Source organism: Pararhizobium sp. LjRoot235 (assembly GCF_964254145.1).
In the GTDB taxonomy this organism is placed as follows: Bacteria; Pseudomonadota; Alphaproteobacteria; order Rhizobiales; family Rhizobiaceae; genus Pararhizobium.
Map to the genome: position 1 here is coordinate 574238 of NZ_CAXUSP020000001.1, position 13535 is coordinate 587772.

The 13535-nt window shown below is 63.4% G+C and carries 16 protein-coding genes; 8 read left to right on the forward strand and 8 right to left on the reverse strand.

Annotated elements, in window-relative coordinates; translation table 11 throughout:
- Nucleotides 1-153 precede the first annotated feature (153 nt).
- A complete protein-coding gene (locus tag ACSQ2Z_RS02710; RefSeq protein ID WP_436079793.1) occupies nt 154-660 on the forward strand; it encodes an N-acetyltransferase family protein in 507 nt (168 codons plus the stop codon).
- Nucleotides 661-665: 5 nt separating this feature from the next.
- Here ACSQ2Z_RS02710 and ACSQ2Z_RS02715 read toward each other — a convergent pair whose 3' ends face one another.
- Nucleotides 666-1277, reverse strand: coding sequence for a hypothetical protein (locus ACSQ2Z_RS02715; protein WP_436079794.1), 612 nt, complete (start codon nt 1275-1277; stop codon nt 666-668).
- Nucleotides 1278-1425: 148 nt separating this feature from the next.
- Here ACSQ2Z_RS02715 and ppa point away from each other — a divergent pair, with 148 nt between their 5' ends.
- Complete coding sequence (ppa, locus tag ACSQ2Z_RS02720; RefSeq protein WP_037128288.1) at nt 1426-1959, forward strand: inorganic diphosphatase; 534 nt, start codon at nt 1426-1428, stop codon at nt 1957-1959.
- Between the two features lie 90 nt (nt 1960-2049).
- Here ppa and ACSQ2Z_RS02725 read toward each other — a convergent pair whose 3' ends face one another.
- Nucleotides 2050-2343 carry a YggT family protein gene (locus ACSQ2Z_RS02725; RefSeq protein WP_436079795.1) on the reverse strand — a complete coding sequence of 98 codons (294 nt, stop codon included), beginning with the start codon at nt 2341-2343 and terminating at the stop codon, nt 2050-2052.
- 132 nt (nt 2344-2475) lie between these two features.
- Between ACSQ2Z_RS02725 and ACSQ2Z_RS02730 the strand changes: the two genes are divergently transcribed.
- Nucleotides 2476-3717 (forward strand): MFS transporter, encoded by a 1242-nt coding sequence (locus ACSQ2Z_RS02730; protein WP_436079796.1) that lies wholly within the window; start codon nt 2476-2478, stop codon nt 3715-3717.
- 4 nt (nt 3718-3721) lie between these two features.
- On the opposite strand, the gene ACSQ2Z_RS02735 is transcribed toward ACSQ2Z_RS02730, so the two are convergent.
- From ACSQ2Z_RS02735 to hemC, 6 genes are all read right to left on the reverse strand, one after another.
- Entirely contained in the window at nt 3722-4465 is a 744-nt protein-coding gene (locus tag ACSQ2Z_RS02735; protein WP_436079797.1) for a glutamine amidotransferase, read from the reverse strand.
- Nucleotide 4466: 1 nt separating this feature from the next.
- The gene (locus ACSQ2Z_RS02740; protein ID WP_436079798.1) at nt 4467-4955 is read right to left on the reverse strand and encodes a TerB family tellurite resistance protein; all 489 of its coding nucleotides are present in this window, start codon (nt 4953-4955) and stop codon (nt 4467-4469) included.
- A 27-nt stretch (nt 4956-4982) separates the two neighbouring features.
- Nucleotides 4983-6635, reverse strand: a complete 1653-nt coding sequence (locus ACSQ2Z_RS02745) for a heme biosynthesis HemY N-terminal domain-containing protein (RefSeq protein ID WP_436079799.1) — start codon at nt 6633-6635, stop codon at nt 4983-4985.
- A 10-nt stretch (nt 6636-6645) separates the two neighbouring features.
- Nucleotides 6646-7947 carry a COG4223 family protein gene (locus tag ACSQ2Z_RS02750; protein ID WP_436079800.1) on the reverse strand — a complete coding sequence of 434 codons (1302 nt, stop codon included), beginning with the start codon at nt 7945-7947 and terminating at the stop codon, nt 6646-6648.
- A 141-nt stretch (nt 7948-8088) separates the two neighbouring features.
- A complete protein-coding gene (locus ACSQ2Z_RS02755) occupies nt 8089-8799 on the reverse strand; it encodes a uroporphyrinogen-III synthase (RefSeq protein ID WP_436079801.1) in 711 nt (236 codons plus the stop codon).
- A gap of 4 nt (nt 8800-8803) precedes the next feature.
- Nucleotides 8804-9733 (reverse strand): hydroxymethylbilane synthase, encoded by a 930-nt coding sequence (gene hemC, locus ACSQ2Z_RS02760; protein WP_436079802.1) that lies wholly within the window; start codon nt 9731-9733, stop codon nt 8804-8806.
- 74 nt (nt 9734-9807) lie between these two features.
- Here hemC and tsaD point away from each other — a divergent pair, with 74 nt between their 5' ends.
- The 5 genes from tsaD (at nt 9808) to ACSQ2Z_RS02785 (ending at nt 13498) form a co-directional block, all read left to right on the forward strand.
- Nucleotides 9808-10905 (forward strand): tRNA (adenosine(37)-N6)-threonylcarbamoyltransferase complex transferase subunit TsaD, encoded by a 1098-nt coding sequence (gene tsaD, locus ACSQ2Z_RS02765; protein ID WP_436079803.1) that lies wholly within the window; start codon nt 9808-9810, stop codon nt 10903-10905.
- The gene (locus tag ACSQ2Z_RS02770) at nt 10905-11906 is read left to right on the forward strand and encodes an NAD(P)H-dependent glycerol-3-phosphate dehydrogenase (protein ID WP_436079804.1); all 1002 of its coding nucleotides are present in this window, start codon (nt 10905-10907) and stop codon (nt 11904-11906) included. Before tsaD ends, ACSQ2Z_RS02770 begins: the two co-directional genes overlap by 1 nt.
- A 20-nt stretch (nt 11907-11926) precedes the next feature.
- Entirely contained in the window at nt 11927-12220 is a 294-nt protein-coding gene (locus ACSQ2Z_RS02775; RefSeq protein ID WP_436079805.1) for a YciI-like protein, read from the forward strand.
- Nucleotide 12221: 1 nt separating this feature from the next.
- Entirely contained in the window at nt 12222-12653 is a 432-nt protein-coding gene (locus ACSQ2Z_RS02780; RefSeq protein ID WP_436079806.1) for an EVE domain-containing protein, read from the forward strand.
- A gap of 197 nt (nt 12654-12850) precedes the next feature.
- The gene (locus ACSQ2Z_RS02785) at nt 12851-13498 is read left to right on the forward strand and encodes a class I SAM-dependent methyltransferase (RefSeq protein ID WP_436079807.1); all 648 of its coding nucleotides are present in this window, start codon (nt 12851-12853) and stop codon (nt 13496-13498) included.
- Nucleotides 13499-13535 lie beyond the last annotated feature (37 nt).

The following is a 13535-nucleotide window of genomic DNA, read 5'->3' on the forward strand; positions in this document are numbered from 1 at the left end:
TCATTTGTTGTGCGCTGCAATTTTTGCAGCTTGCCGGAAAAGTTAAAAAAGCGTTAACTTTTGATGGTTGTCCCCATAAGTTCCCTGTGAGTTCGTTAAAGACAGGGCTTTGGCGGGATTCCTGTTTGCTCGGCACCGGTCTAGAGTTGCGTCATGAAAACACTATCCATCGAGGTGCGGCCAGGCGAACCGAGGGATGCTATGTCCATCTCGGACGTGCACCGCGTCTCCTGGCTTCAGGCCTATGGCGGGCTCATTCCGCACAAGCCGCTGAACCAGATGGTCGACCGGCGCGATCATACGTGGTGGCGCAAGGCGACGCGGGGCCCTTCCACCCTCCTCGTCATCGAGGTGGCCGGCGTGATTGCCGGTTATGCGACGCTCGGTCTCAATCGTGCCCGCGCCCTGCCCCAGGAAGGCGAGGTCTATGAGATCTACCTGCGCCCCGAATATCAGGGCATCGGGCTCGGCCGCATTCTGTTCGGCGAGGCAAAGAGCCTGCTGAAATCCCTCGGCTGCCAGGGTCTCGTCGTCTGGTGCCTGGAAGACAGCCATCATGCCGACCGTTTCTTCCGCATGGCCGGCGGCAGTGACATTTGCGAGGGCCTGGAAGATTTCGGCGGCAAGAGCCTCAAGAAGATCGGCTATATCTGGGACTGAACGCGTTACTCCGGAAAAACGTGCGTGGGTTCGGCTGACGTCGGCCCGCGATTGCCGTGAAAGTCGGCCTTATCCGCGCCACAGGCGAAACCCGCGGCCTTCGTGTCGGCGATCTGCCGGGCGAGCACGTTGGGCTCCGGATTGGCAAGCGCATCGACATAACCGACGACGCAGCCCATCCCGTCTTGCCCTGCCACTTTCGACACGACGAGCACTTGGCCTTCGACCTTCGGCGACGGTTCGCCGGTAGCCGGATCGATATTCTCGACGAACCAGCGGAGAATGGTCGCCGCCGGCTTGCCGTCCAGGCCGAGCCGCCATTCGATCTTTCGCCCGATGTGATTGAACGGCTCGAAGCTTTCGAAGGCGCCGTCGATATAAGCCTCGCTGGCGGGGCCATAGAGGATGCTTTGCCGCAGGTCGCCTTCCTTGAAGTAGACCGCGTAGCCGGTCAGTCCCTTGCATTGCAGCGAAATGCCGCCGCCTTCGGCGTCTTCCTGCGATAGCGTCTTGCAGTGGTCGGTGTCCAGATCGGTGTAGGTACTGTCATTGGCCCGGGCGGCGGGCGCCAGCGCCAGGAGAAGGATCAACGAAATTGTGCGTGCATGCGATATCATGAGCGCTCCTCATACCGGGAACGTTCCGGCAGCCGCGATTATTCGCCTAAAGGTCGCATTTTTCCGGTCATGACGAAAGTAATGTTGCGCCGCGGCAGGTTTCCCTTTATCGGACTCGCCAGCCAAACTCAGCCCCCTGGGAGAAAACATGCGTATTGATGCAATTTCGATCGGCAAGAACCCGCCTGAAGATATCAACGTAATCGTCGAGGTCCCGGTTGGCGGCCATCCGATCAAGTACGAGATGGACAAGGAAGCCGGTACGCTGGTGGTCGACCGGTTCCTCTATACGCCGATGACCTATCCGGGCAATTACGGCTTCGTCCCGCATACGCTGTCCGACGACGGCGATCCGATCGACGTCCTGATCGCCTCGACCCGTCCGCTGGTTCCGGGCTGCGTCATCAATGTCCGCCCGATCGGCGTGATGATGATGGAAGACAATTCCGGCAAGGACGAAAAGGTCATTGCCGTGCCGAACTATCACCTCACCAAGCGCTACGACAAGGTGAAGGACTATACCGACCTGCCGGAAATCACCCTGCAGCAGATCGAGCACTTCTTCGAGCATTACAAGGATCTGGAACCCGGCAAGTGGGTGAAGATCTTCGGCTGGAAGGATGCGACGGTCGCCAAGCAGTTGATTGTCGAAGCCATCGAGCGCGCCAAGACGGCGAAGTAATCGCCGGGCTGAACAAGCTCGCGTAGGCAAATAAAAAACCTCCGGATCGCGCCGATCCGGAGGTTTTTTGCTGCCTGCGAGAAGGCCGGTTCAGCTGAGCAGGGCGGTGGCTACGGTGGTGTTCAGGAAATACCAGATGAAATAGAGGACCACCAAAACCACCAGCGGTGACAGATCGACGCCGCCCATGTCCGGCAGGACGCGGCGGATCGGGCGATAGAGCGGCTCGGTCAGCTGATAGAGCGAGCGGCCGATCATGTTGATGGCGTTGTTGTTCACATTGATCACGTTGAACGCGTATAGCCAGGAAAAGATGGCCGAGGCGATGACCAGGAACCACGCAATGTTGATGATGAAATTCAGGGTCGCAATGACAGCAAGCATGCCGGTCTCCAATTCGTTGTTGACAGACATGTAGACATTGACGACTAAACCGGCAAGTCCGTGCTTCGTGCGGGGCTAAACATGTTTAATACGGCAGGGCTTTTATCCGGCCGTCATCGGAAAGATCACCGCATGTCCGCCATAGACGGTGCAGACCGGTTCGCCGCGTTCCGGCATGTCTCCTACGCCCGTTTCTTCTTCGCCCGCTTTCTCGCATCCTTCGCCATCCAGATCGTCAGCGTCTCGGTCGGCTGGCAGATGTATGCGCAGACGCAGAACACGCTCTATCTCGGCCTGATCGGCCTCTTCCAATTCCTGCCGTCGCTGCTGCTCATCCTGGTGACCGGGTCGGTGGCGGACCGCCACAGCCGGCGGGCGATCGTCTCGATCTGCATGATCGTCAGCGCCCTTTGCGCAGCCGCACTGCTGGGCCTGACGATCGCCGATGCGTTCTCGCCCTGGCCGGTCTTCGCCATCCTGGTCGTCTTCGGCATCGAGCGCGCCTTCATGGCGCCGGCGGTGCAGTCGCTCGCGCCCAATCTCGTCCCCGCCCATGACCTGTCCAATGCGATCGCCTGGAACTCGTCCTCCTGGCAGACCGCTGCCATCCTCGGCCCGGTCGCCGGCGGTCTGCTCTACGGCGTCAGCGCCATCGTTGCCTATTCCGTGGCGCTCGCCTTCCTCGTTCTGGCGGCAATCCTCGTCTTCATGATCGAAAAACCGGCGCAGCACAGCCTCAGCGAGCCGCGCGACTGGACGTCCGTTCTTGCCGGTTTCAAATTCATCCGCACGGAAAAGGTCGTGCTGGGCGCGATTTCGCTCGATCTCTTCGCCGTGCTTCTGGGCGGCGCCGTCGCGCTGATGCCGGTCTTTGCCAGCGAAATCCTGGTGCTCGGTCCGCTCGGGCTCGGGCTGCTGAGGGCAGCGCCCGGTATTGGCGCCATTCTCGTCGCCATCACGCTCGCGGCCTATCCGATTCGCCACAATGCCGGCGTGCTGATGTTTGCCGGCGTCGCGCTGTTCGGCATCGGTACGGTCATCTTCGGTCTGTCGGAGATCGCCTGGCTGTCGATCGCCTCGCTGATGCTGATGGGCGGGGCGGACATGATCTCGGTCTATGTGCGCGAGACGCTGATTGCGCTCTGGACACCGGATGCCGTGCGTGGCCGCGTGAATGCCGTCAACATGGTGTTCGTCGGCGCCTCCAACGAGCTTGGCGAGTTCCGGGCGGGGACGATGGCACATATCATCGGCGCGGTTCCAGCCGTGGTGGTCGGCGGTATCGGCACGCTTGCCGTCGCCATCATCTGGGCGCTCGGCTTCCCGCAATTGCGCAGGATCGATTCGCTCGAAGCGCCCAAGCCGAAAGTCTGATCGATCAGGCCGCTTTGGTCTCGCCCCGGCGCTGGAAAATGTGGGAGAGGAACCGGTCCATCCAGTCACGTAGCGGTGCGTCGTGGTCCATCCGGCCATCCAGATGCGCGCGGCCGACCTGCGCGCCGGGCAGTTCAAAGCGGTGCGCGCCGTGCACGACCCATCGATGCATCATCACCCGTGTCAGCTCGCCGTGAAACTGGATGCCCCAGGCGTTTTCGCCATAGCGGAAGGCCTGGTTGGGATAGGTGCTGCCGGAGGCGAGCAGTTCGGCGCCGGCTGGCAGATCGAACCCCTCCCGGTGGAACTGGTAGACCATCGACGGCCATTCCATCAGCGCGCGGCCCTTTTCGGTCGCTTCCAGCGGATACCAGCCGATTTCCGTCATGCCTTCGTGGTGAGGCCCAACCGCGCCACCGAGATGGCGGACCAGCATCTGGGCGCCGAGGCAGATACCGAGGAACGGTTTGTTTTCCGTGAGCGGCACGGAAAGCCAGTCGATCTCGCGGCGGATGAACGCCTCGTTGTCATTGGCGCTCATCGGTCCGCCGAAGACAACGGCGCCGGCATGCTCCTCGAGCGTTGCAGGAAGCGGATCGCCCAGCACCGGGCGCCGGATGTCGAGGCTTAAGCCTTTTTCCAACAGCAAATGTCCGACCCGTCCGGGGCTGGAGCGTTCCTGATGCAGGATGATCAGAACCGGCTTGCCGGTCGTGCGCGTGTAGAACGTGCGGTCGTCGAAAAGCATCTCACTTTTCCTGTTGCGCGGTTACCTCCTCCGCGATCTTGAATTTGGCGGCCACCTCCTGCCGCTTGATGATCCTATCCCTGCCGGAAACGCCGAGAAGATCGGCGATGCGCCAGATCACATGGTCCTCTATTTCGCTGCGTTTGCCGTCGGCATAGACAATCTCCCACAACATGCCGATGAGGTCGATCCGTTGTTCCTCGGAAAAATGCCGTTTGATGTCGGATGTGAAGCGGAAATAGTCGATGGCCTCGCTTTCGGCCGTCTCACCGGCGGCAATCAGGGCGCTGAGCGCCGCATCGTCCAGCTTGTAGTGATCCTTGATCATCGCGCGCGCCTTTTTGCGCTCCTTCTCGTGGATGTGGCCATCGGCCTCCATCACCTGAAAGCAGAGCGCCACGATGGCGATGCGCGGATCGCCGGGCTGGATCGATGAGGCATGGCCGTGTCCGGTCAGGCTGTCGAGGAAAGTTCGAAATCTGTCAAACATGCGTTTCCGTCAAAAATCGGGTTCGTCTCAAAACAGACGGAAGCTGGTCTTTGCCAGCGGCTTGTTGCTGTCGTCGCGCACGCCCGGGTCATCCGGCGGACGTCCGAAGAAGGGTTCCACGACGGGCTCTTCGGTCTTGACGGTTGTCGGCTTCTTTTCGACCTTCACGGGCTGCGGCACGATCACCGATTCGCTCGGTACCGGCACGGCGATGGACTTGACGACAACCTCCTCGGTTTTCTCCGGGATTTCGGCGACCGGCTTGGCCGGTGTCTCGGCTCGCTCGGGCTGCGGCTCCGGTTCGGGGCGTTGGTGGGCGATGGCGACCGGCGGCAGGCTGCGGATCGCCGCATCGGCCGCTTCCAGCGTGCCCTCTTCGACCGGGCCGGCAACCTGTCCGACCGGCTGCTTCCATTCGAAGGCGTCGAGACGGCCGCTGACGGGCGAGACCGGCAGCCATTCCGGCGAGGTGACGCCGTCGGCGGTCCAGGCGGGATCGCGCGGGCTTTTCAGCGCCTGGTTCATCCAGTGGCGAATGCGGCCGTCATCGCCGGTATCGGCTTCCTCGATATCGGCAAGCAGCAGGAAGATGCCCTCGTTCGGCTGGATGCGGGCGGCGGCTTCCGCCTTCGAGCGCGCCTGGGACAGTTCGCGGGCTTCCAGCGCGCTTTCGGCAACGGCGGCGAGAGCAACCGCATTGTTCGGCCTGAGCGCCTCCAGCTTGCTCGCCCGTTTCAGCCGGTCGAGCGCCGAATCGCCGCTGCGGGCGCGGACGTAGAGCCTGGCGACTTCGGGGTGCGGTTCCTGTTTCCAGAGCTTTTCCAGGATCGATGCTGCCTTGCGCAGATTGTCTTCGCGAAACAGCGCCTTGGCGGCGATGAGGCCGGCCGGCACCAGATCGTCGGCGAGCTTCAGGGCGGCCAGCGCATCGTCGCGGGCGCCTTTCGGATCGGCCTCCAGCTTTTCCGTGGCGCGGGCTGTCAGAAGCACAGCCTTCTTGCGGTCGGCTTGCCTGCGGTCGATGACGTGGCTGGCGCGGCTCTGGTCGAGAAGCCGGATGGCTTCGTCCCACTGGCCGGTCTGGCTGCGATAATCGAGGGCTGCCAGCGTTGCCCAGGGAAGATGCGGCGCCTTGTCGGCGGCGCGCTCGGCATATTGCCGCGCCGCCTCGTTGGCGCCCAGCCGCTTGGCTTCGAGATAGAGGCCGCGCAGACCGAGTTCGCGGGTTTCCGGATCGTCGGCCATCAGTTCGAATTTCTTGCGGGCGTCGTCGTATTTGCCTTCGATCAGCGCCGTTTGCGCTTCCAACAGGTGGATCAGCGGCTCCTGGTCGGAACTCAGGAGGCCGCGCGTGCGCACCGTCATCTTGCGGGCAAGGGCGCTGTCGCCGGCGCCGGCGGCTATCAGGCCGGTGGACAGTGCCTGATAGCCGCGGTCGCGTTTGCGAGCGCGGAAATAGCGGGAGATCGAGTGGGGAGAGAGCCAGACGACGCGGACGAGCCAGACGACGATCAGGATGGCCGAGATCAGCGAGGCGAGCAGTGTTGCCGCCACCATCAGGCTCATTTCGACGCGGCTCCCCTGCCAGATCAGCGACAATTCGCCGGGACGGTCGGCCAGCCAGGCAAAGCCGGCGCCGAGGGCAAGAACGATGAGGACGTAGAACAGTATACGGATCATGAACTCTTCCTTAGCCCTGGTTGGCCGTCATGGCACCTGCAACCGCCGCGTCGATCAGCCCTTCGACGCGGATGCGCTGGTCGAGTTTGGTCTTGAACGCGGCACCGGCGGTTTTCGCCGGTTCAGGCAGTGCCTGCCATTCCAGGCTCGCGCCCTTCAGGTCGCCATTCGTCAGCTTGTCCTCGATGCGGGCGATGACCGCTTCAGGCCCGTCTCCCTCGACATTGCCGACGGGGCGGATGCGGATGGCGGACGAGGCGCTGTCCATCAGCCGGGAAAAAATGCCCTGGTTCGGGTCGCTGTGCTGCGTGGCCTCGAGCATCGCATCGGCGGTTGCCGGAAAGTCGCGCATGAGATCGGCGCGCGGCGAAACGCCGAGTGCCGCGTCGCCGGCAAGGCCGGCCACGGCCGGATCGGTGGCGGCGATGCTCTTCAGGGCGTCGAGTTCGGCAAGGAACGGCCCGCCGCGGTCGATCGCCGTCTTCAGGGCCGTGACAGCCACGGCGCGGGCCAGCTGCACGTCGCTCGCCGGCTCTTCGATCTTCTTCTCCGCCGCCTCGATGCGGGTCGAAAGCTCGGATTTCGCCGCTTCCGTCGATTGTTGAGCATCGGCAAGAGCCGATTTCAGCGTCGCGATCTCGCCGGTGAGGTTGGTGAGCTGGGCATTGAGGCCGGAGAGATCGGTTGTTGCACCGTTGCCGGTTTCGGCTGTCTTCTTTTCCAGCTCGGCGATGCGGGCTTCCAGCGGGCCGAGATCGACGGTTGCCGAGGCTGAGGGGGCTGCCGCGAGCTGCGCCTTGATCGCTTCGACATCGCTGGCAATACTCTGTTCGACCGCAGTCTCCCCCCCGCCGGGACCGAGTGCGGGCAGGAAGCCGGCATATTGCAGGCCGCCGGCGCCGAGAAGGGTGATCAGGCCGCCGAGAATGCCGGCGGCAAGCGCACCGGAATTCGAAGTGCGGCGCGGTTCGGCGTGGATTGGGCCGGCCGGCTGTTCCGCCGCCGTGGCGGCGGAGGTCGGTTCCTCTGCGAAGACGGCTGCCGCCGCTTCCGCGCGTGCATCCTCTTCATCCGATTTGGAACTGTCGCCGGTGTTCGGTTCCGGAATGTCCGTCGGCTCGGGAATGTCGGCGCGGACGGTTTCGTCCGCTTCGCCCGCCCGGATATCCGCCGCGTCGTCGACGACGGCTTCGCCTTCAGAGGCGGCATCGGCGGTTTTCGTATCGTCCTCTGGCGCCGCATTGGCTTCCAGTTCGATCGTCACCGGCTCCTGATCGGACTTCGAGCGGCGCGGAGGATTTTCCGGTCCCATGATGATCTCTTCCCGTTATCACATGAACTTAAGGCACTGCGTTAAACCTAGACACCGAGCGGGAAGAGGGAAAGCCCCCCAGCGACAATTCCTTGCCCGGCTGCTGATGGACAAAGGAGCCAGGTGCCCGCGAAGCGCCGGTCAAAGCAGCGCGAAAAGACTTTTTTCGTTGGGCTGGGCCGCCGTGGCTATATGCCCGATCCCCCGTGGTACGGCGTCCGCGACATGTTCGCTCAGGCAGAGCAGCCGCATGTCGTGAAACGCGGTCTTCGCCGCCATGGCATTCAGAGCGAAGAAATGCCGGGCGGTTTCGTGGGAGTAAAAGAGAACAGCCTCCGGTTTGCGCGATGAAAGCAGGTTTTCGATGGTTTCCGGCGCATGGGCGATGGGAGACATGCGATAGACGTCCGCGACGCGGCAGCGGATTCCCGCCTGCCGCAGCGCCGTTTCGAAACCAGGCGATCGCGGCAGGCCGGCCAGATAGACAAGGCCGTCGTCAAGGCTCTTCGCCGTGTCGGCAATCTGCTGGGCAAGCCCCAAGCCTGTCCCGGGGCCGGCGATAACAGATTGGAAACCCAATGCCTTTGTCGCTTCGGCCGTTGCCGTGCCAACGCAGAAGACGGGCGTCTGCAAGTGCGGTGCCAATTGGTTTTTGATGGCAGACAGCGCACGGATTGCTTCCGCGCTTGTGACGGTAATCGCCGCATGGGGAAGCGCCAGGATATCCAGCGCCGCCTGTGGCCGGTGGATGGCTTCCATCATCGGCAGGACGATGGCTTCATGGCCCAGCGCTTCCAGCCTTGCCGCCGTTGCCGTCGCTGAAGGTTGCGGCCGGGTGACAAGGACGCGCATGGGTTCAGGTCCAGCTCGAGAAGAAGTCCGGTCCGGCCTCGAGACGGATATCCTCGCCGGCCTTTGCGCCCAATTGCTCGGCATCCGAGGCCTTGCCTTCGGTCGTTACCCGGAAATGCTGGCTGCCGTCCGGCGTCAGGATCATGCCGGAGAAGCGGATTGTTTCGCCGTCCGATACGGCATAGCCGGCGATCGGTGTGCGGCAGGAGCCATCGAGCGTCGAGAGGAATGCCCGTTCACAGGTGACCGCCTGATGTGTCCTGACGTCGTTGATCGCGTCGAGAAGGCCGTTGACACGGCCGTCGCCAATGCGGCTTTCGACGCAGATCGCGCCTTGTGCCGGTGCCGGAGGGAAAATTTCGGGATCGAGGATTTCCGTCGGCACGTCGTCCTTGCCGAGCCGTTTCAGGCCGGCGAAGGCGAGCAGCGTCGCATCGACCTGGCCTTCCGCCAGTTTCCTCAAGCGCGTATCGACCAGTCCGCGAAAGGTGATGACCTTGATATCCGGCCGCAGCCGTTGGATCAGCGCCTGGCGCCGGAGCGACGACGAGCCGATGGTGGCGCCCTGCGGCAGGTCCATGAGCTTTGCGGCGGTGCGCCCGATGAAGGCGTCGCGGGCATCCTCGCGCGGCAGGTAGGCGGAGAGGAACAATCCGTCCGGCAGCTTCGTCGGCATGTCCTTGGAGGAGTGCACGGCGAAATCGAGGCCGCCGGAGAGAAGCATGTCCTCCAGTTCCTGGGTGAAAAGCCCCTTGCCGCCGATCGCTACAAGCGAGCGGTCGGTGATGCGGTCGCCCATGGTCGACAGCACGACGATCTCGAACATTTCGGACGGCAAGCCGTGCGCGGCCATCAGGCGATCCCGCGTTTCATGGGCCTGCGCCAGCGCCAGGGGACTACCGCGCGTGCCGATCCGAAAAGGTTTTGTTTGCATCCACTGCGATCCGTTGTTACCGGAGTTCCGTGTATCCGCCTTTCCCCGTGACCGCAATATTTGAGTAATGGCCAATGTCCTCGCCTTTGCGCATCCTCGGTATCGAAACAAGCTGCGACGAGACCGCTGCTGCCGTCGTGCTGCGCGATGCTGAAGGCCACGGCGAGATCCTCGGCGACGTGGTACTGAGCCAGCTCGAAGAACACAGCGTCTATGGCGGCGTCGTGCCCGAAATCGCCGCACGCGCCCATGTCGAGGCGCTGGATACGCTGGTCGAGGAGGCGCTGTTGCGCGCCGGCGTGACGCTTGCCGATATCGACGCGATTGCAGCTACCAGCGGGCCGGGCCTGATCGGCGGCTTGCTCGTCGGGCTGATGACCGGCAAGGCGATCGCGCGGGCTTCCGGCAAACCGCTCTATGCGGTCAATCATCTGGAAGGCCATGCGCTGACGGCTCGGCTGACGGATGGGCTTGCCTTCCCCTATCTGATGCTGCTGGTTTCCGGTGGCCATACGCAGCTTATTCTGGTGAAGGACGTTGGTGCCTACGAGCGCTGGGGCACGACGATCGATGATGCGCTGGGCGAAGCCTTCGACAAGACGGCGAAACTGCTGGGGCTCCCCTATCCGGGAGGGCCGGCCGTCGAGCATGCGGCAAAAAGCGGCAATCCGGATCGCTTCTCCTTCCCGCGCCCGCTGGTCGGCGAGGCGCGCCTCGATTTCTCCTTCTCCGGTCTGAAAACGGCCGTGCGCCAGGCGGCGCAGTCGATCCAGCCGGTGACCGAGCAGGACATTGCCGATATCTGCGCCTCCTTCCAGAAGGCGATTTCGCGGACGCTGAAGGATCGCATCGGCCGGGGTCTGGCGCGCTTCAAGGGTGAGTTTGCGGCGACCGTCGACAATCCAGCGCTGGTCGTTGCCGGCGGTGTCGCGGCCAACCAGACGCTGCGGGCGACGCTGCAGGAGCTGTGTGACAAGAGCGGTTTCCGCTTTGTTGCGCCGCCGCTGCAGCTGTGCACCGACAATGCGGCAATGATCGCCTGGGCCGGGGCCGAGCGGATGGCCGCGGGGTTGCCAGCCGATGCGCTCGACGTCTCGCCGCGTTCGCGCTGGCCGCTCGATGCCGACGCGAAAACCCTGATCGGTTTCGGCAAACGGGGAGCGAAGGCATAATGACTGAAGCCGTCGTCCAGACAGATCGAGTCGTCGTCGTCGGCTCCGGCGCTTTCGGCACGGCGCTCGCCGCCGTTGCCGCCGCATTGGGCAAGGCGCCAGTGACGCTGCTCACCCGCCGCGAGAGCATCGTCGCGGATTTCAAGGAAACCGGCCGTAACGACAGCGCCCTGCCGGGCATCGACCTGCCGGAAACGCTGACCGTTTCCGACGATCCGGTGGTTCTGGAGGGGGCCGGTATCGTGCTCTTTGCCATGCCGTCGCAGGCGCAGCGCGAGGCGGCGCGCTCGCTGCGCGGGTTCATCGGCAAGGGTGCGGATGTCGTCATCTGCGCCAAGGGCATGGAGCGTATGAGCGGCCGCCTGCTGACCGATGTCGTCGAGGAAGAACTGCATCTGCAGAACGTCGCCGTGCTCTCCGGCCCCGGTTTTGCCGCCGACATCGCCAAGGGCCTGCCGACGGCGATGGTGATCGCGGCGAGCAGCATCGAGCGGGCGGCCCAGCTTGCCGAGACGCTGTCCGGCGCGACGTTCCGCCTCTACCCGTCCGCCGACCGGATCGGCGTGCAGCTTGGCGGCGCCTTGAAGAATGTGCTGGCGATCGCCTGCGGCATCGTCGAAGGCGCGGGGCTCGGCGATTCCGCCCGCGCGGCGCTGATCTCGCGCGGTCTCGCGGAAATGTCGCGGTTTGTGGCAGTGCGCGGCGGCGAGGCCGATACGGTACGCGGCCTGTCCGGTCTCGGCGACCTCGTGCTGACGGCGACCAGCCACCAGTCGCGCAATCTTCGTTATGGCATTGCGCTCGGCGCGAGCGGCAGTGCCAAGGGGCAGGCGGGCGAACTGGTCGAGGGCGCGTTCGCGGCCTCCGTAGCAGCAGATGTTGCCCGCGAGCTCGGCGTCGATATGCCGATCACCGAGGCGGTGGCGGCGATCATCGATGGAAAGATGGATGTGAAGACGGCGCTGGAGCAGCTGATGTCCCGCCCGATCACGCAGGAATAAAGCCAATCAAGGAGAATACCATGCTGTTTGCCGTTTTGTGCACCGACAAGCCGAACGTCCTGCAAGTGCGGATGGATACGCGTCCGGAACACATCGTCTTTCTCGACGATCTCAATGCCAAGGGCGGGCTGGCCTTCGCCGGGCCGTTCCTCGACGAGGCCGGCAAGCCGAATGGCAGCCTGGTCGTCATCAAGGCGGAGACGATCGAGGACGCGCGCTCAATCGCGGCCGCTGATCCCTACGCCAAGGCAGGCCTCTTTGCCCATGTTGACATCAAGCCCTGGAACTGGGTTTTCAACAAGCCGGAGGCGTAAGATGGCGCACTGGCTTTACAAGTCGGAACCCTCCAAGTGGTCTTGGGCTATGCAGAAGGACGCCGGCGACAAGGGCACGGAATGGACTGGCGTGCGTAACTATCTGGCGCGCAACAACATGCGGGCCATGCAGCTCGGCGACAAGGGGTTCTTCTACCACTCCAATGAAGGTCTCGAGATCGTCGGCATTACGGAGGTCTGCGCCCTGTCGCATCCGGATTCGACTGCCGAGGGCGATGCCCGGTGGGACTGCGTTGATATTCGCGCGGTCTGCGACCTGCCGAAGCCCGTCTCGCTGAAGGAGATCAAGGCAAACCCGAAATTCGAGAAGATGGCGCTCGTCACCTCGATGCGGCTTTCCGTGCAGCCGGTGACAGACGAGGAATATCTCGAGATCTGCCGTCTCGGCGGCCTCGACAATCCGCCGCGCTGATTTGTGTTTGAGGCTGATGGATCGCCTGCTCCTTGGTGATTGCCCCTCACCCTAACCCTCTCCCCGCAAGCGGGGAGAGGGGACTGCCCCCGAGATTGCCGCCTGTTCCTTCTCCCCGTTGTGACGGGGAGAAGGTGCCCGAAGGGCGGATGAGGGGCCTTCATGCCATGGGCCTATCAATCGGAAGCATCCCAGCCGTGAAAACCGATCCCGAAACCTTCATCAGTGCCAATACCGATGTCATGCCGCCGCCGCATGTGCCGGAAATCCGGCTCAATCTGGCCAGCGAAGCGCATGATCTCTGGCTGAAGACGGAGGAGGAACTGGAAGAAATCGGGCTGCCGCCGCCGTTCTGGGCCTTTGCCTGGGCGGGCGGGCAAGGGCTGGCGCGGCATATTCTCGATCATCCCGAACTCGTCAATGGCAAGCGGGTCATCGATTTTGCCTCAGGTTCGGGGCTGGTGGCGATCGCGGCGATGAAGGCCGGAGCGGCTTTCGTGCTTGCCGTCGATATCGATCCCTGGACGGAAACCGCGATCCGGCTGAATTCAGCCCTCAACGGCGTCGAGATCGCTTTCACCGCAGCCGACATCATCGGCAATCAGCGTCGCGGCGACGTCTATCTTGCCGGCGATGTCTTCTACGACAAGGCTTTTGCCGACCGGATCGTCCCATGGTTTACCACCTTGGCAGGGGAGGGCGCCGCAGTTCTCGTCGGCGATCCCGGCCGCGCCTATTGCCCGCGCGAGCGGATGCAGATGCTTGCGACCTATCAGGTTCCGGTCACCCGGGCGCTGGAGGATAGCGAGGTCAAGAAGACCACGGTCTGGCGTTTTATCGGATAATTCCTGCGGCTTTCTCCCTCTCCACCCGCCGGGGAGA